Annotated in this window: 17 protein-coding genes; 12 read left to right on the top strand and 5 right to left on the bottom strand. The window is 67.7% G+C overall.

Annotated features, from left to right (window positions below; translation table 11 throughout):
- Nucleotide 1 precedes the first annotated feature (1 nt).
- Genes N0B28_RS15575 through N0B28_RS15545 form a run of 7 tightly spaced genes read left to right on the top strand, consistent with a single transcriptional unit; the run spans nucleotide 2 to nucleotide 6,000 of the window.
- Nucleotides 2–427 carry a biopolymer transporter ExbD gene (locus N0B28_RS15575; RefSeq protein ID WP_043860333.1) on the top strand — a complete coding sequence of 142 codons (426 nt, stop codon included), beginning with the start codon at nucleotides 2–4 and terminating at the stop codon, nucleotides 425–427.
- 8 nt (nucleotides 428–435) lie between these two features.
- A complete protein-coding gene (locus tag N0B28_RS15570; protein ID WP_240619904.1) occupies nucleotides 436–1,110 on the top strand; it encodes an energy transducer TonB in 675 nt (224 codons plus the stop codon).
- Nucleotides 1,111–1,163: 53 nt separating this feature from the next.
- Entirely contained in the window at nucleotides 1,164–2,846 is a 1,683-nt protein-coding gene (locus N0B28_RS15565) for a putative porin (protein WP_054916077.1), read from the top strand.
- 24 nt (nucleotides 2,847–2,870) lie between these two features.
- Complete coding sequence (locus N0B28_RS15560; RefSeq protein WP_275727325.1) at nucleotides 2,871–3,530, top strand: DNA repair protein; 660 nt, start codon at nucleotides 2,871–2,873, stop codon at nucleotides 3,528–3,530.
- 17 nt (nucleotides 3,531–3,547) lie between these two features.
- Nucleotides 3,548–4,024, top strand: coding sequence for a YbjN domain-containing protein (locus N0B28_RS15555; protein ID WP_043860180.1), 477 nt, complete (start codon nucleotides 3,548–3,550; stop codon nucleotides 4,022–4,024).
- Nucleotides 4,021–4,977: a peptidylprolyl isomerase gene (locus N0B28_RS15550; RefSeq protein ID WP_275727322.1), complete on the top strand. Its 957-nt coding sequence runs from the start codon at nucleotides 4,021–4,023 to the stop codon at nucleotides 4,975–4,977. Before N0B28_RS15555 ends, N0B28_RS15550 begins: the two co-directional genes overlap by 4 nt.
- A gap of 54 nt (nucleotides 4,978–5,031) precedes the next feature.
- Complete coding sequence (locus N0B28_RS15545) at nucleotides 5,032–6,000, top strand: LysR family transcriptional regulator (protein ID WP_078480219.1); 969 nt, start codon at nucleotides 5,032–5,034, stop codon at nucleotides 5,998–6,000.
- Nucleotides 6,001–6,053: 53 nt separating this feature from the next.
- On the opposite strand, the gene N0B28_RS15540 is transcribed toward N0B28_RS15545, so the two are convergent.
- Together N0B28_RS15540 and N0B28_RS15535 are read right to left on the bottom strand one after the other, a co-directional pair.
- On the bottom strand, nucleotides 6,054–7,679 hold the full coding sequence (locus N0B28_RS15540; RefSeq protein ID WP_236176847.1) for a methyl-accepting chemotaxis protein: 1,626 nt from the start codon (nucleotides 7,677–7,679) through the stop codon (nucleotides 6,054–6,056).
- 127 nt (nucleotides 7,680–7,806) lie between these two features.
- On the bottom strand, nucleotides 7,807–8,718 hold the full coding sequence (locus tag N0B28_RS15535; RefSeq protein WP_043860183.1) for an AraC family transcriptional regulator: 912 nt from the start codon (nucleotides 8,716–8,718) through the stop codon (nucleotides 7,807–7,809).
- A gap of 106 nt (nucleotides 8,719–8,824) precedes the next feature.
- Here N0B28_RS15535 and N0B28_RS15530 point away from each other — a divergent pair, with 106 nt between their 5' ends.
- Genes N0B28_RS15530 through N0B28_RS15510 form a run of 5 tightly spaced genes read left to right on the top strand, consistent with a single transcriptional unit; the run spans nucleotide 8,825 to nucleotide 13,266 of the window.
- Nucleotides 8,825–9,385 (top strand): carboxymuconolactone decarboxylase family protein, encoded by a 561-nt coding sequence (locus N0B28_RS15530; RefSeq protein ID WP_043860184.1) that lies wholly within the window; start codon nucleotides 8,825–8,827, stop codon nucleotides 9,383–9,385.
- A gap of 51 nt (nucleotides 9,386–9,436) precedes the next feature.
- Nucleotides 9,437–10,504 (top strand): acyl-CoA dehydrogenase family protein, encoded by a 1,068-nt coding sequence (locus N0B28_RS15525; protein WP_229589295.1) that lies wholly within the window; start codon nucleotides 9,437–9,439, stop codon nucleotides 10,502–10,504.
- Nucleotides 10,501–11,349, top strand: a complete 849-nt coding sequence (locus tag N0B28_RS15520) for an ABC transporter ATP-binding protein (RefSeq protein WP_043860186.1) — start codon at nucleotides 10,501–10,503, stop codon at nucleotides 11,347–11,349. The genes N0B28_RS15525 and N0B28_RS15520 overlap by 4 nt, the downstream gene beginning before the upstream one ends.
- Nucleotides 11,315–12,514 carry an ABC transporter substrate-binding protein gene (locus N0B28_RS15515; RefSeq protein ID WP_088515433.1) on the top strand — a complete coding sequence of 400 codons (1,200 nt, stop codon included), beginning with the start codon at nucleotides 11,315–11,317 and terminating at the stop codon, nucleotides 12,512–12,514. Before N0B28_RS15520 ends, N0B28_RS15515 begins: the two co-directional genes overlap by 35 nt.
- Nucleotides 12,514–13,266: an ABC transporter permease gene (locus N0B28_RS15510; protein WP_054916072.1), complete on the top strand. Its 753-nt coding sequence runs from the start codon at nucleotides 12,514–12,516 to the stop codon at nucleotides 13,264–13,266. Before N0B28_RS15515 ends, N0B28_RS15510 begins: the two co-directional genes overlap by 1 nt.
- A 69-nt stretch (nucleotides 13,267–13,335) precedes the next feature.
- Here the strand turns inward: N0B28_RS15510 and N0B28_RS15505 are convergent, their stop codons facing one another.
- From N0B28_RS15505 to N0B28_RS15495, 3 genes are read right to left on the bottom strand one after another with little or no spacing between them, the layout of a single operon-like run.
- Nucleotides 13,336–14,166: an AraC family transcriptional regulator gene (locus N0B28_RS15505; RefSeq protein WP_043860189.1), complete on the bottom strand. Its 831-nt coding sequence runs from the start codon at nucleotides 14,164–14,166 to the stop codon at nucleotides 13,336–13,338.
- Nucleotides 14,163–14,486, bottom strand: a complete 324-nt coding sequence (locus tag N0B28_RS15500; protein ID WP_054916070.1) for an AzlD domain-containing protein — start codon at nucleotides 14,484–14,486, stop codon at nucleotides 14,163–14,165. The genes N0B28_RS15505 and N0B28_RS15500 overlap by 4 nt, the downstream gene beginning before the upstream one ends.
- Entirely contained in the window at nucleotides 14,483–15,181 is a 699-nt protein-coding gene (locus N0B28_RS15495; RefSeq protein WP_043860191.1) for an AzlC family ABC transporter permease, read from the bottom strand. Before N0B28_RS15495 ends, N0B28_RS15500 begins: the two co-directional genes overlap by 4 nt.
- Nucleotides 15,182–15,191 lie beyond the last annotated feature (10 nt).

The following is a 15,191-nucleotide window of genomic DNA, read 5'->3' as shown; positions in this document are numbered from 1 at the left end:
CATGGCAGCCATGAATGCTTCCCACGACGATGACGACGACGCGGCCGTCGACAGCATCAACGTCACCCCGCTGGTGGATGTGCTGATGGTGGTGCTGGTGATGTTCATCCTCACCGCCACCGCGCAGGTGTCGGGCATCCAGATCCAGCTGCCCAAGGCCAGTGCCTCGGTGTCGCTGTCCCAGCCCAAGACCAAGGCGATCTCGGTCAACGATGCCGGGCAGGTGTTTCTCGACGCCTACCCGGTGACCCTGGCCGAACTGGAAGAGCGCCTGCGCAGCGAGAAGGCGCGCAGCCCGGACTTCCCGATCATCGTGCGCGGCGACGCGGCGGTGCAGTACCAGAAGGTGGTCGAGGTGCTCGACCTGTTGCGTCGGCTGGAGCTGGCCCAGGTCGGGCTGGTGACCGGCAAGCCGAACCAGGGTTGAGGATGCCCATGAACCAGAAGTTCGATAGCCGGCGCCTGCTCAAGTGGGGCGTCGTGGCACTGGTGGGCGCGGGCCTGGCCTGGTTGCTGTGGCAGTGGGCCAACGACATGAGCGGGGTGCGCCGCGAGGCACCGAAGATCCCCGCGATCATTCCGCTGCCGCCACCCCCACCGCCGCCGCCCCCCGAGCCCCCCAAGGAACCGGAGCCGCCCGTGGAAGAAAAGATTGTCGAGCCGCAGCCGGTGCCCGAGGCCGAGGAGGTCAAGCCGGCCGAGGAGGCGCCGCCGAGCCCGGCCGATGACATGGCCAACCCGATGCAGATCGACGGCGATGCACAGGCGGGCGGGGACGCTTTCAACATCGGTGCCGGCAAGGGCGGCGGCATGGCCGGCGGCGGTGGCGGGCTGGGTAGCGGCAGCTACGGCCAGTTCCTGGCGTATGCCTTCCAGCGCCTGCTGCGCGACAACCCCGAGCTGCGCAACCTGACCTTCAACCTGCAGGGCGATGTTTGGCTCAGCGAAACCGGCGAGGTGACCCGCGTCGAGCTGGTGCGCTCCAGCGGCGATGCCGCGGTGGACGCCCAGGTGCTGGCCGCATTGCGCGCCGCCCCGGCCATGACCCAGCGCCCGCCGGCGAGCCTGACCCTGCCGGTGCGCATCGCCTTGCAGGGGCGCCGCGGATGAACCCGGCGCCCGATCCCTACGACGCACGACTTACCAACAGGAGCGGTAAATCCATGATGTGCTCAGTGAACCGATTGACCCTGGCAGTCGGCCTGGTGGTCGCCGCGGCGGTCGGTCCGGCCGTGGCGCAGACCCCGGCGCCGTCGCAGAACGCGACGATCAACCTGATCCGCCTGCTGGTGCAGCAGGGTGTGCTCAAGCAGGACCAGGCCCAGGCCCTGATCGACCAGGCCGAAAGCGAGGCGGTGCAGGCCCGCGCCAGCGTGGCGGCGGTGCCGGCGGCCAATGGCGAGGTGCGCGTGCAGTATGTGCCGGCCATCGTGCGCGACCAGATCCGCGACGAGGTCAAGGCCGAGGTGATGGCCCAGGCCAGGCAGGAGAACTGGGCCGCGCCCAACACGTTCCCCGACTGGGCCTCGCGCATCAGCTTCGATGGCGACGTGCGCCTGCGCGACGAGTCGCGCTACTTCTCGGGCAACAACAGCAACCAGATCATCGATTTCGCCAAGCTCAACGCCGACGGCCCCTACGACGTCAACCCCAACAACGGGCGCAACCTGCCGCCGCTGCTCAATACCCGCGAAGACCGCGAGAACCTGCTGCGCCTGCGCGCGCGCCTGGGCCTGAAGGCGGTGCTGTCGCCGAGCTGGACGGCGGGTATCCGCATCGGCACCGGCAGCGACAACGGCCCGGTGTCCACCACCCAGACCCTGGGCGGCGGCTTCGGCAAGAAGGACCTGTGGCTCGACCAGGGCTACCTGAGCTGGGTGGCGAGCGAGCGCGTGACCCTGACCGGCGGGCGTATCGCCAACCCGTTCATGTCCACCGACATGCTGTATTCCAACGACCTCAACTTCGACGGCGTGGCGGCCCTGTTCAACCAGCCGCTGAGCGACAGCCTGAGCCTGTTCGGGACCCTCGGCGCGTTCCCGGTGGAGTACAGCGCCGACACCGCCAGCAGCAACGGGCTGGACAAGGAAAGCAGCGACAACAAGTGGCTGTACGGCGCGCAGTTGGGCGCCAACTGGCAGATCAACGACAGCAACCGGCTCAAGGGCGCGCTGGCCTACTACCGCTTCGACGACATTGCCGGCGAGCGCTCCGGGGCATGCGAGCCGTGGAACGGCGACCCCGGCTGCGACAGTGACGGCAGCCGCCCGACCTTCATGCAGAAGGGCAACACGCTGTTCCTGCTGCGCGACATCACGCCCAACCCGGCCAACCCGGCCGCCACCCCGCAGCCGCAGTTCGTGGGGCTGGCGTCGGAGTTCAACCTGCTGGACCTGAACGCGGTATGGGACACCGAGCTGCCGCACGACTTCAAGCTGCGCAGCCAGGCCAACTACATCCACAACCTGGCCTACGACGAAGGCGAGATGCGCAAGCGTTCGGCCGGCCAGTTGGCCAACAACCTCGACAGCGACGGCAACATCAAGAGCGGTGCCAATGCGTGGATGGTGCAGTTCACCCTGGGCAACGCGCTGGAGCTGAAAAAGCAGGGCGACTGGAACCTGTTCGCCGGCTACAAGCACATCCAGCCCGATGCCTTGCCCGACGGCTTCAACGATTCCTCGTTCCACCTGGGCGGCACCAACGCCAAGGGCTACATCCTCGGTGCCAACTACGGCCTGGACCAGAACGTGTACGCCACGGCGCGCTGGATGAGTACCGAGGCGGTCTACGGCGCGCCGTTCGATATCGATGTGCTACAACTTGAAGTCAACACGCGCTTCTAGCAGGCGCGCACAGGGAGAAAGAGCATGAACAAGCGAGCCTATCGGGCCTGTTGTTCGTACCTGCTGGTGGCGTTGGGCGTGAGCTGGGCGGGGGCGGCTGCGGCCGAAGGCATGGAAGAGCGCCTGCGCACCCAGCTGCGCAGTACCACCCAGCAGTTGCAGGCGCTGCAGAGCGAACAGGCGCAGGCTTCGGCGGCGCGCCAGAGCGCCGAGCAGCAACGCGATGCGGCCCAGGCCCAGGTGCAGCAACTGACCGCGCAACTGGCCCAGGCCCGTGGCCAGGCCGAGCAGCTGCTGGGCCAGCAGCAGGCCCTGCACGGCCAGGCGCAGGCGCTGGTGGCCAGCAGCAACGCGCAACTGGGCAAGTACAAGCAGGCCTACGACGAGCTGCTGGGCATGGCCAAGGCCAAGGAAGCCGAGCGTGCGCGCCTGGCCGCCAGCCTGGCCGAGCGCGAGCAGCAGGTGCTGGCGTGTTCGGCAAAGAATCAGCAGATGTACGGGGTCGCCAAGGGGATTCTTGCGGCCTACGAAAAGATCGATGTGGCGGATGTGATGAAGATGCGCCAACCCTTTGCCGGGGGCGCCCGGGTGAAGTTCGAGGAACTTGCCCAGGCCTACGGCGATCAGCTGTACCAGACCCAGTTCGATGCCGCGCAGGGCGGCAGCAAACCGCAAGTCAATTGACACAAGGAAGCGAAGCCATGAGCGACAACCAACTGATCGAAACCGTCAGCGCCGACTCTCTGACCACCCTGTTGCAGGATGCAGGTTGCCGAGTCAATCGCAGCGAGCAGAATGCCGTGGTGCAACTGCTCAGTGCCAGCCAGGGCGTGGGCTATGCGGTGCGCTTTGGCAACCGTGCCGAGCGCGAGGGCGAGTTCCTCGACTTCACCTACAGCTGCGCCCTGCGCATCCAGGGCGAGCTGCCGGCCGGGCTGGCCGAACGCTGGAACGTGTCGCGCCGCTTCGCGCGGCTGTCGGTGCAGGGCGAGTTCCTGGTGATGGAGATGGACGTGATGGTGGCCGACGGCGTCAGCCACAAGCACCTGCTGGGCAGCCTGGTGCTGTGGGACCGCCTGCTGCAGGAGTTCATCGTGTACCTGCGCGACTACAGCCGCAACGTGGCCCAGGTGCAGGACGAGGCGGTGGCCGGGGCTGAAGCGGTGAGCGCTTCGTGACTCGACGTACGCTGTGGGCCGGCGCGGGCGCGCTGGCCGTTCTGGGCGTGGCAGTGGTGTTGGCACTGCGCACGGGGGATGACCCGGTGGCAGCCAGCGCGAAAGCGCCGGCGGTTGCCGCTGTGGCGAGCGATGCGGGGCCGGCGCTGGCGCGCCTGGGCGACCAGCAGGTCAGCGTCGAGGAGCTCAAGGCGCTGTTCGCCAAGCTGCCGGCGCCGGCGCGCGAGGAACTGAGCGGCAATCGCCAGGCCCTGGAGGGCTGGATTCGCTCGCGCCTGGCGGAAAAGGCGCTGTACCAGCAGGCCCAGGCCCAGGGCTGGTCGGAGCGTCCCGATGTGCAGGCGCAGACCCATGCGGTGGTGGAGCAGATCGTGCTGCGCGACTACCTGAACTCGGTCAGCCAGGTACCGGCCGACTACCCCAGCGAGGCTGAACTGCAGGCGGCCTACGAGAACGGCAAGGCCAGTCTGCAACTGCCCACGCGCTATCACCTGAGCCAGATCTTCCTGGCGGTGCCGGACGAGCAGTCGGTGGCGCGCGTGCGCAAGCAGGCGCTGGCCCTGAGCAAGCAGGCCCAGGCTGCCAATGCCGACTTTGCCGCGCTGGCCAGGGCCAACTCGCAGGACCGCGAGAGTGCGCAGCGTGGCGGCGACAGTGGTTTGCAGCCGCTGAGCCAGTTGCTGCCGCAGGTGCGCGATGCGGTGCCGCAGCTCAAGGAAGGGGCGGTGAGCGAGCCATTGCAGAGTGCGGCGGGCTTTCACATCGTCAAGCTCATCGAGGTGCAGCCGCCGCGTGTGGCCAGCCTGGACGAGGTGCGCGACAGCCTGCGTGACCTGTTGCGCGCCCAGCGCCAGGAACAGGTGGCCCGGGCCTACGTGGACGGCATGGTCAACAGCGCGACGCTGAGTATCGATGGCGCTGCGCTCAATCAGGTCATGGACGCCAGCCGCTAGGCGGCGTCGATCAAGGAAGAGCGGGCCCTGGCCGGGGCCCGGCAGGAGGCGAGGATGCCGATGTTCGATATGCCGCACTACGTGCCCGATTATCCGCCGGCCGAGCCGCTGGCCAAGGTGCGGGCCGGGCTGGGCTGGGTGCAGGACGAGCAGATGCTCAGCTGTTTTCTGGCCAGTGCGCGGTGCGGCTGCTTCATGCAGGCTGCGCGCAGCCTCAACCTCAAGTCCACCCTGTTGCGCAAGAAGCTGGCGCAGCTGGAAGCGCGGGTGGGGTATCCATTGTTCGTCAACCGCGGCCATGCCCTGGTGCTCAGCCGTGAGGGGCGCCAGTTGCAGGCGTTGCTGCAGTCGAGCCTGAGCAGCAAGCCACAGGCCATGACCGCGCTGGATGCGCCGGTGCTGGTGCGCCTGGCGGTGGCCGAGCCGATCATGCAGGACATTCTGGCGCGCAACCTGGTGGCCTTCGTGCGCCAGAACGCCGGGATCCGCCTGGACGTCAGCGGCCTGGATGCACAGGGATTGGCGCAGGCCGATGTGGTGCTGTGGCTCGATGATGAGGCGGGCAGCGTGCCGCTGCCGGGGTTTGCCGGCGAGGCGCCGACGCGCCTGGCGCAGCTGGAGTATCACCCGCACATTGCCAAGCGCTATTCGCGCGAGAGCAACCGGCCGGTGTGCCGGGACGACCTGCGCGACTACATGCTTGTGCAGTGGCAGGGCGAGGCCCAGGTGGCGGCGCTGGCGCCGTGGAACCGCCTGTTGAGCGAGCGCGAGGCGGGGGTGACGCGGGTGCCGGGCTACGACCTGTTCAGCCAGTTGATCAAGTGCAGCGCGTGCATCGGCTTGCTGCCGCATTATGCGGCGCAGCTGGACCGTGGCCTGCTGGCATTGCCGGGGTTGCTGGAGGCGCCGATGCGCCGCACGGTGTGGCTGGCGGTGCATGAGCGTGCGGCGCAGGCGGCGTTGGTGCAGGTGCTGGTGACCATGATCCGGGCCGCGTTCGAGGAGCGTCGGGAGTGGTTCTGAAGGGGCGCGGTGCCCTGTAGGCGCCGGCTTTGCCGGCGAACCGGCGCCGCACCTCAGACGATAAAACGCGTGACCAGCGTGGTCAGTTGCGTGGCCAGCTGCGACAGCGCATTGCTGGCGACGCGGGTCTGCTCGGCGCCCGCCGCCGAGCGGCCCGACAATTCACGAATGTTCAGCAGGTTGCGATCCACCTCGCGGGCCACCTGGGCCTGCTCCTCTGCCGCGCTGGCAATCACCAGGTTGCGCTCGTTGATCTGGCCGATGGCCGTGTAGATGCCCTCCAGCACCTGGCCTGACGCCTGGGTGATGCCCAGCGTGGACTGCGCGCGGCCGGTACTGGCCTGCATCGAGTCCACCGCCGCCTGGGTGCCCTGTTGCACGCTGTTGATCATCTGCTCGATTTCCTGGGTCGATTGCTGCGTGCGGTAGGCCAGGGTCCTGACCTCATCGGCCACCACCGCAAACCCGCGCCCGGCCTCGCCGGCACGCGCCGCCTCGATGGCGGCATTGAGCGCCAGCAGGTTGGTCTGCTCCGACACCGAACGGATCACCTCCAGCACCGTGCCTATCTCGCGAATCTGCACAGCCAGCTGTTGCAGGCGCTCGCCGCTGATCGCCACTTCACGAGCCATGGCCTGGGTACCGTCGATGTTGTCGGCCACCTGCTGGCGGCTCTGTTCGGCCAAGGCATTGGAGGCACTGGCCGCCTGGGAGGTGGACACCGCATTGCGCGCCACTTCCTCGACCGCCGTGGTCATCTCGGTAACCGCCGTGGCGGCCTGTTCCAGCTCCTGGTCCTGCTGGCGCAGGCTCTGGGTGCTCTGCTCGGTCACGCTGTCCAGGGCCTGGGCGGCGCTGGACAGCTGCGTGGCGCAGGCGGTGATCTGCCCCAGGGTATCGCGCTGGCTGTGTTGCATGCGCTCCAGTTCGGCGAACAGCTGGCCGATCTCGTTGTGGCTGCGTACCGTCACCGGCACGCTCAGGTCGCCCCCGGCAATGCGCTGAAAATGCACGCCGGCCTCGCGCAGCGGGCGCAGCACACGGGCGACGATAAAGGCCCAGCACACGGCGGCCAGCACCAGGGTCAACAGCCCCAGCAGCACGCTCAGCCACTGGGCCGTGGCCAGGCGCTGGTCGGACTCGGCCATGATCTGCCGGCTGCGCTCGGCCAGGGCAGCCACCAGTTGCTGGCGCAGCGCCTGCAGGGCACGCATGGCGTTGCCGGCATCCACGTTGACGGTGAAGTAGTCGTCCAGCGAGCCCTTGAGCGTGGCGGCGCGCTGCCCGGCCACGGCGTTGGCGTAGTCGGCGAAGGTGCGCTGCAGGTCCTGGGCCAGGGCCTTTTGCGCCGGCTCATGGGTGTTGGTGACGAAGGCGTCGACCAGCGCCTGGCTGTCGCCCAGCAGCTTTTGCGACATGGCCAGGCGCGCCTTGGCACTGTCGAGGTGGCCGCCTTGCTGCTCGATAAAGCCCGACGACACGTTGGCACTGGCGCGAATCGCCATCAGCAGCGCGTTGTTGAGGCGGTCGGACTGCTGGGCGGTCTGGTCCAGCTCGTTGATTTGCGCGTCGCTGCCCACCGCCGCCCGCCAGGCGCTGACGGTGGAAAACAGCAGGGTGGCGCTGAACAGCAGCAGCACCCAGAACATTCCGGTGCGGATCTTGAGGTCGGCAAGCATGCGGGCATTACTCCTGGCAGTAAAAAATACCCCCACTCTGTGCGGTGGGTAGGCTGCTATCGGAGGCGCGGCGCATGACTTTAGGGGGCGACGACGGGTTCTGTTCGATTACCGCACAGCCTTTGTTTCAGCGGCCCTCGTGCTGGCGGCGGTAGGCGCCGGGCTGCACGCCGATGGCCTTGCCGAACGCCCGGGTGAAGGCGGCGATGGACTGGTAGCCCACCGCTGCGCAGACCTGTTCGACGGTGTTGTTGGCCTTGAGCAACTGGCAGGCGTGACGCATGCGCAGCGCCAGCAGCACCTGGCCGGGCGACTGGCCGGCCAGCTCGTTGAAACGCTTGAAGAAGGCCGAGCGCGACAGCCCTGTGCAGGCGGCCATGCTCTCCAGCGACCAGGGCTGTTCGGGGTGTTCGATCAACTGCTCCAGCAGCGGGGCGAACGCCGGGTGACGGGCCAGGGCGACCAGGCCGCCAAGGTCCTGGTTGTCGCTCACCTGCTGGCGCAGCACGTACAAGAACAGCAACTGGCTCAGGCGCTCCAGCAGGGTGGAGGAGGGTGCGGGGGTGCGCTGGCATTCCTCCAGGATCAGCTCGAACAGCGCCCGCGCCGCCTGCAGCGACGGGTCGCCGGTGCGCAGGATGATCCAGTCGGCCAGCGACTCGGCCATCAGCGACGACAGCCCCGGCTGGAAGTGAAAGAACCCGCACACCAGCCCCACGCCATCCGCCGCCTGGCTGTCGAGCGCCTGCATCGGGATGCGCGGCTGGCAGCGCGCGGTGTCGCTGTCGGCGCTGTCGGACAGGCGATAGGGCAGGTCGCGCAGCAGGAACACCGCCTCGCCGGCCTCCAGCCGCTGCGGCTCGGGCTGGCCGTCGATGTGCAGCCAGCAGTGGCCCTGCACCACCACATGAAAGCTGGCCCGGGCCAGGCCCTGGGTGCTGGCGTGCCAGCCACCGCAGTAGCGCCCCACATGGAACAGGCTGGCGTCCAGTTCCAGACGCTCTAATAACCAATCGACCAAAACGCTGGAAGAAATCATCTAATGGAAACACTCAGGAGCAAGTAATCGCGACTGTAGAATATGGATCGGTTTTCTTATAACCAACAGACTTGGCGAACACCTTCAGTATGCAGGAGACCACGCCATGTCACGCATCACTCTACACACCGTGCAAAGCGCCCCGGAAGCCGCGCGCCCGTTCCTGGAGAACGCGCAGAAGAATTCCGGCTTCATTCCCAACCTGCTGGGCGTGCTGGCCAACGCGCCGGCCGCGCTGGAAACCTATGTGACGGTTTCGGCGCTCAATGGCAAGGCCGAGCTGAGCCTGGCCGAGCGCGAAGTGGTGCAGCTGATTGCCGCCACCCAGCACGGCTGCGACTTCTGCGTGGCCGGCCATACGGCGGTGGCGCTGAACAAGGCCAAGCTGCCCGAAGAAGTGGTGCAGGCCCTGCGTGCGCGCGGCGAGTTACCATCGCCCAGGCTCGAAACCCTGGCCAAGTTTGCCCGCGAAGTGATTGCCACCCGTGGCAATGTGAGCGATGCCACCTACGCTGAGTTTCGCGAGGCCGGTTACACCGAAGGCCATGCCCTGGAAGTTATCCTGGGGGTGAGCCTGGCCACGCTGTGCAATTTCGCCAACGTGTTTGCGCGCACGCCGCTCAATGACGAGCTGGCCAAGTATCGCTGGCAGGCCGACGCTCAGTGAGCCCCGTGGCGCCAGTGTGTGGCTGGCGCCCTGTTCTAAGGAGGAAAGAACATGCTTGATCCCGTATTGCAGCACTGGCTGGAGGCCAATGCCGAGGCGCTCGACCAGGGCCGGTGCGATCCGCAGCAGGTGCTGGGGCAACTGGCCGCAGCCAAGGTGCTGGGTGTGGGTGTGGACCCGCGTCAGGGCGGCAGCGGCGCCAGTGTGGCCGACGCCGTGGAAACCGTGGCCAGCGTTGCCAGCTATTCGCTGGCCGCCGCCTTCGTGTTCTGGGGCCAGCGGGCCTTTATCGAATACCTGCTGCACAGCCCCAACAGCGCCCTGCGCGAGCGCCTGCTGCCGTCGTTGCTCAGCGGTGAGCTGGCCGGTGCCACCGGGCTCTCCAACGCAATGAAGTTTCTGTCCGGCATCGAGTCGCTGCAGGTCAGCGCCACGGCGCGCGGCGAGCAGGGCTGGGCGCTCAACGGGCGCCTGCACTGGGTCACCAACCTGCGCAAGGGCGGCTTCGTGGTGGCCGCCGCCATCGACCGCGCCGAAGGCGGTGCACCGTTCGTGGTGGCGATCCCCGACGGCATCGCGGGGGTGCAGCGCTCCCCCGACCTGCAACTGATGGGCCTGCAGTCGAGCAATACCGCCGCGCTGGATTTCGATCAGGTGGCCCTGGGCCGCGACTGGCTGCTGCATGAGGATGCCCGGCAGTTCCTGCCGGCGGTGCGCCCGGCGTTCCTGGGCCTGCAGTGCGGCATGGCCATCGGCCTGGCGCGGCGCGCCTTGCAGGAAGCGCAGGGGCACCTGCAGGGGGTGCGTTCGGTGCTGGCTGAAACCCTCGAGGCGCAGCGCGAGCTGCTGGCCGATGTGGTGAGCGAGCTCAAGGCCGGCCTGCTCGACGGGCGCTTCCTGGGCAACCCGGCGTCGCTGTTCAAGGTGCGCATCAGCCTGGCCGAGATCGTTGGCGAGGCGCTGCAACTGGAGCTGCAGGCCAGCGGCGGCAAGGCCTACCTGAGCGAGTACGGCGCAGGCTTTGCGCGGCGCTGGCGCGAGTCGGCGTTCGTGCCGATCGTGACCCCGAGCCTGGTGCAACTGCGCGCCGAGCTGCAACGCCAGGCACGCGCAGCATGAGCAAGGTGGTACTGCAGGCCCGCGGTATCAGCCTGGGCTACGCACGCGAACAGGGCTGGCAAACCCTGCTCGAAGGCTTCGACCTGGACCTGGCGCCGGGCGAAGTGGTGTCGATCCTGGGCCCTAGCGGGGTGGGCAAGTCCAGCCTGCTGCGGGTACTGGCCGGCTTGCAGGCGGCGCGCGATGGTCGCGTGAGCCTGCTCGGCGAGCCGCTGGACGGCCCGCATCCACGGGTGGCGGTGGCGTTCCAGGACCCCAGCCTGCTGCCCTGGCTGAGCCTGGAAAGCAACGTCGCCTTCGGCCTGGATTTCGCTCGCCAGCCGCGTTTGGCCAAGGCCGAGCGCGAGGCGCGCATCGACCATGCGATTGCCGCCGTGGGCCTGCAGCATGCACGCCAGCATTACCCGGCGCAGTTGTCCGGCGGCATGGCCCAGCGCACCGCGCTGGCGCGCTGCCTGGCGCGCCAGCCCCATGTACTGCTGCTGGACGAGCCCTTTGGCGCGCTGGACGAAGTGACCCGCGCCGACATGCAGCAACTGCTGCTGAGCGTGATCGCCGAACACGGCACCGCTGCGGTGCTGATCACCCACGATATCGACGAGGCCCTGCTGTTGTCCGACCGCATCCTGCTACTGGGCGACCACCCGGCGCGGACCCTCGGCCAATGGCCCATCGACCTGGCGCACCCGCGTGAGCAGCAGGTCGAGGCACTGGGCGCGTTGCGCATCGAGATTCTCAAGACCCTTCGGCGGGCGAGCCGCACCCACACTTCCCCAACCGATTCTTTGCCTACGCCGTCGGAGACTGCCCATGTGCCTGGACGACTTCACCCACACTCGTCGTGATTTTCTCAAACTCAGCGCGGTGCTCAGTGCCGCCGGTGCGATGCCGCTGCTGAGCAGCCTGCAGGCGCGTGCCGCCGCCGAGCCGGATGCGCCGGTGCGCATCGGCTACCTGCCGATCACCGACGCCACGCCGCTGCTGGTGGCGCACAACAACGGCCTGTTCGAGGCCGAGGGCATCAAGGCCGAGCGCCCGGTGCTGCTGCGCAGCTGGGCGCAGGTGATCGAGGCGTTCATTTCCGGGCAGGTCAACGTGATCCACCTGCTGTCGCCGATGACCGTATGGGCGCGTTACGGCAGCAAGGTGCCGGCCAAGGTGGTGGCCTGGAACCACGTGGGCGGCTCGGGGCTGACCGTGGCCCCGGACATCACCGAGGTGAAGCAGCTGGGCGGCAAGACGGTGGCTATCCCGTTCTGGTACTCCATTCACAACGTGGTGGTGCAGCAACTGTTCCGTGATAACGGCTTGCAGCCGGTGTCGCGGGCGGCGACGGCTGCGGTGGCGGCCAACGAGGTCAACCTGGTGGTGCTGCCGCCTTCGGACATGCCGCCGGCGTTGGCCAGCAAGCGCATTGCCGGCTACATCGTCGCCGAGCCGTTCAATGCCCTGGCCGAGGAACTCAAGGTCGGGCGCGTGCAGCGCTTTACCGGGGACGTGTGGCGCAACCATGCGTGCTGCGTGGTGTTCATGCACGAGCACGACCTGAACAACCGCCCCGAGTGGTCGCAGAAGGTGGTCAACGCCATCGTCAAGGCCCAGCTGTGGACCCGCGACCACCGCGCCGAGGCGGCGCAGATTCTGTCCAAGAGCGGTGCCAACCGCTACACCCCGCATGCCCCCGAGGTGCTGGGCCGGGTGCTCACGCCGGCTGCCGACAGCCGCGAACAGTATGTGCAGAGCGGGGCGATCCGGCATGCGCAGTGGGACGAGCAGCGCATCGACTTCCAGCCGTACCCGTTCCCCAGCTACACCGAGGAACTGGTGCGCCGCCTCAAGGACACACTGATCGAAGGCGACAAGGGCTTCCTGGCCGCACTGGACCCGCAACAGACCGCCCGCGACCTGGTGGATGACCGCTTCGTGCGCAACGCCATCGGTGCCGTTGGCGGGCTCAAGGCCTTCGGCTTGCCCGACAGCTTCGAGCGCAGCGAGGAGTTCGCGGTCTGATGGTCAAGCCAGTCAAACACGCAGCCCTGGGTATCGCCGGGCTGCTGGTGCTGTTGTTGCTGTGGTGGGGTGGGATCGTGCTGTTCGGCGGTGACGGGCTGGCCTTGCGGTTTGCGCCGCAGGCCACCTTTGCCAGCCTGCTGGAGCTTTTGGGGCATGCCGAGCTGTACGAGCATGTGGCGGTGAGCCTCAAGCGCATTCTGGTGGGGTTGGTGCTGGCGTTGCTGGTGGGCGTGCCGCTGGGCTTGCTGGTGGGCAGCTACCGGCGCCTGGACGCGGCGACCACCCCGGCGTTCCAGTTCCTGCGCATGATCTCGCCGCTGTCGTGGATGCCGGTGGTGGTGATGCTGATGGGGGTGGGTGATGCGCCGATCTACTTCCTGCTGGCATTTGCCGCGTTGTGGCCGATCTTGCTCAACACGGCGGCGGGTGTGCGTCAGCTCGACCCGCGCTGGTTGCAGTTGAGCCGCAGCCTGAGCGCCACGCGCTGGGAGACCTTGCGCAAGGTGATCCTGCCGGGGGTGGTGGGGCATGTGCTGACCGGCGTGCGGCTGGCCATCGGCATATTGTGGATCGTGCTGGTGCCGTGCGAGATGCTCGGGGTGAGTGCGGGGCTGGGGTATTTCATTCTGGATACCCGCGACCGGCTGGCGTACTCGGAGCTGATGGCGATGGTGCTGGTGATCGGGGTGCTGGGCTTCATGCTGGATGCACTGGCGCGAGGGCTGCATCGGCGCTGGGTGCATGGGTGAGGGGCTGACCCCTTCGCCGGCAAGGCCGGCTCCTGCATTGGCTCCAGGTCGTGGGGGCAGCCCGGCACCTTACATCGAACACGCCCGCCGATACTCCCCCGGCGTCACGCCGTACGCCTGCTTGAATTGCCGGTTCAGATGACTCTGGTCCGAATACCCCAGCGCAAACGCAACGTTGAACGGCAGGCAATCAGCCTTGAGCAGTTCCCGCGCACGGCTCAGCCGGCGCTGCTTGAGCCAGGCATGCGGCGGCAGGCCGGTAGCCTGGCGAAACACCCGGGCAAAATGAAACGGCGACAACCCCACCGCTACCGCCAACTCCTCCAGCGACGGCGGGTAGGCCAGCCGGCTTTCCATCAGCTCCTTGGCCCTGGCCACCGACTGCGGCTCCTGCCCCGGTGCCCGCGCCTCGCGCGCCCCGGCATGACGCTGCACCAGCAGCAACACCGCCTCGCGCCAGGCGGTCTGCTGCTCCAGCGCACTGGCGCCATGCTCGGCCAGGCTGTGCAAGCCACTGAAGGCACGCGCCAGCTGCGGGTCGTGCAGCACGCTGGCCTTGAAGATGGGCAGGCCGCCGCGCTTGAGCTCCAGCTCGTCCAGCACCGAGGTGATGCGCTCCTGCTCGGGGTAGTAGCCACGGTAGCGCCAGCCATGGGCATGCGCCTTGGCACCGGTGTGCAGCTCATCCGGGTTGATCAGCACCATGCTGCCCTCGGGCGCCAGGTGCTCGCTGCCACGGTGCCAGAAGCGCTGTGCACCGGACTCGATGATGGTGATCACGTAGCCTTCGTGCACATGCGGGGCGAAGCGCTGCTGCACGTAGCGCGCATGCAGCATCTCGATGTCGCCCAGCGCCTGGGCCTGCCACAGGCGGGTCTGTTCACGCAGCACGGTTTTCATGGGGCGCCGTTCAACCACCAGCGCAGCACGAAGAACAACCCCATGCTCAGCAACATGCTCAGCAGCACGCTGCGGGTCCACAGCACCAGCACGACGGCCACGACCGCGCCCAGCAGGTAGGGGTTGGCCAGGCTCAGGTCGAGCTGGTGGTCAGGCATGAACACGATCGGCCCGCAGATGGCGGTGAGCATGCCCGGCACGGCAAACCCCAGGAACTGCCGCGCATTGGAACTCAGGCGCAACGGCAGGCGGGGTTCGAGAAAGGCGTAGCGGTTGAGAAACACCAGCAGGCCCATGGCAACGATCAGCAGCATGATCATGTGCGTGCTCCGGTCAGTTTCTGGCAGATGAAGCCTGCGCTCATGCCCAGCAGCCCGGCCAGCACCAGCGCGGTTTCCCAGTGCCAGTAGCTGAACAGCACCGAGCTGAACAGGGCCACGGCCACGCACACCACGGTGGCCAGGTTGCGTACCAGCGGCGCTATCAGCGCCACGAAGGTGGCGACGATGGAGAAGTCCAGGCCCAGCTGGTCCAGGTGCGGGATGTTGCGCCCCAGCACGATGCCGGCCAGGGTGAACAGGTTCCAGGCAATGTAGAAGGTCAGGCCCACGCCCAGCGCGTACCAGCGGTTGAACTGCTGGCGGTCGTACTGGCTGGTGAGGGCGAAGAATTCGTCGGTCAGCAGAAAGCCCAGGCCCAGCCGCCAGCGCAGCGGCAGGTCGGCGATCACCGGGCGCATCGACAGGCCGTACAGCAGGTGCTGGGAGGTCAGCAGCAGGGTGGTGAGCAGGATCGAGAACAGGTTGGCGCCGCCCTTGAGCATGCCGATGGCCACCAGTTGCGCGGCGCCGGCGAACACGATGGCCGACAGGCCCTGGCCTTCGAGCGGGGTGAGGTTGGCCTCGATGGCCATGGAACCGGCCAGCAGCCCCCAGGGGGCCACCGCCAGCGACAGCGGCAGGCAGGCGATCGAGCCTTGGATGTAGGCAGTGCGGGCAACGGCAGAACGGGACATGACAACACAC

Origin of the sequence: Pseudomonas sp. SD17-1 (assembly GCF_029201585.1) — a bacterium.
Lineage (GTDB): Bacteria > Pseudomonadota > Gammaproteobacteria > Pseudomonadales > Pseudomonadaceae > Aquipseudomonas > Aquipseudomonas palmensis.
This window is presented reverse-complemented; position numbering and strand designations above follow the sequence as displayed.

Bases quoted from the DNA above. Each gene is read 5' to 3' on its own strand.
- N0B28_RS15575 (WP_043860333.1), top strand. From the start codon at position 2: ATGGCAGCCATGAATGCTTCCCACGACGATGACGACGACGCGGCCGTC.
- N0B28_RS15570 (WP_240619904.1), top strand. From the start codon at position 436: ATGAACCAGAAGTTCGATAGCCGGCGCCTGCTCAAGTGGGGCGTCGTG.
- N0B28_RS15565 (WP_054916077.1), top strand. From the start codon at position 1,164: ATGATGTGCTCAGTGAACCGATTGACCCTGGCAGTCGGCCTGGTGGTC.
- N0B28_RS15560 (WP_275727325.1), top strand. From the start codon at position 2,871: ATGAACAAGCGAGCCTATCGGGCCTGTTGTTCGTACCTGCTGGTGGCG.
- N0B28_RS15555 (WP_043860180.1), top strand. From the start codon at position 3,548: ATGAGCGACAACCAACTGATCGAAACCGTCAGCGCCGACTCTCTGACC.
- N0B28_RS15545 (WP_078480219.1), top strand. From the start codon at position 5,032: ATGCCGATGTTCGATATGCCGCACTACGTGCCCGATTATCCGCCGGCC.
- N0B28_RS15540 (WP_236176847.1), bottom strand. From the start codon at position 7,679: ATGCTTGCCGACCTCAAGATCCGCACCGGAATGTTCTGGGTGCTGCTG.
- N0B28_RS15535 (WP_043860183.1), bottom strand. From the start codon at position 8,718: ATGATTTCTTCCAGCGTTTTGGTCGATTGGTTATTAGAGCGTCTGGAA.
- N0B28_RS15530 (WP_043860184.1), top strand. From the start codon at position 8,825: ATGTCACGCATCACTCTACACACCGTGCAAAGCGCCCCGGAAGCCGCG.
- N0B28_RS15525 (WP_229589295.1), top strand. From the start codon at position 9,437: ATGCTTGATCCCGTATTGCAGCACTGGCTGGAGGCCAATGCCGAGGCG.
- N0B28_RS15520 (WP_043860186.1), top strand. From the start codon at position 10,501: ATGAGCAAGGTGGTACTGCAGGCCCGCGGTATCAGCCTGGGCTACGCA.
- N0B28_RS15515 (WP_088515433.1), top strand. From the start codon at position 11,315: ATGTGCCTGGACGACTTCACCCACACTCGTCGTGATTTTCTCAAACTC.
- N0B28_RS15510 (WP_054916072.1), top strand. From the start codon at position 12,514: ATGGTCAAGCCAGTCAAACACGCAGCCCTGGGTATCGCCGGGCTGCTG.
- N0B28_RS15505 (WP_043860189.1), bottom strand. From the start codon at position 14,166: ATGAAAACCGTGCTGCGTGAACAGACCCGCCTGTGGCAGGCCCAGGCG.
- N0B28_RS15500 (WP_054916070.1), bottom strand. From the start codon at position 14,486: ATGATCATGCTGCTGATCGTTGCCATGGGCCTGCTGGTGTTTCTCAAC.
- N0B28_RS15495 (WP_043860191.1), bottom strand. From the start codon at position 15,181: ATGTCCCGTTCTGCCGTTGCCCGCACTGCCTACATCCAAGGCTCGATC.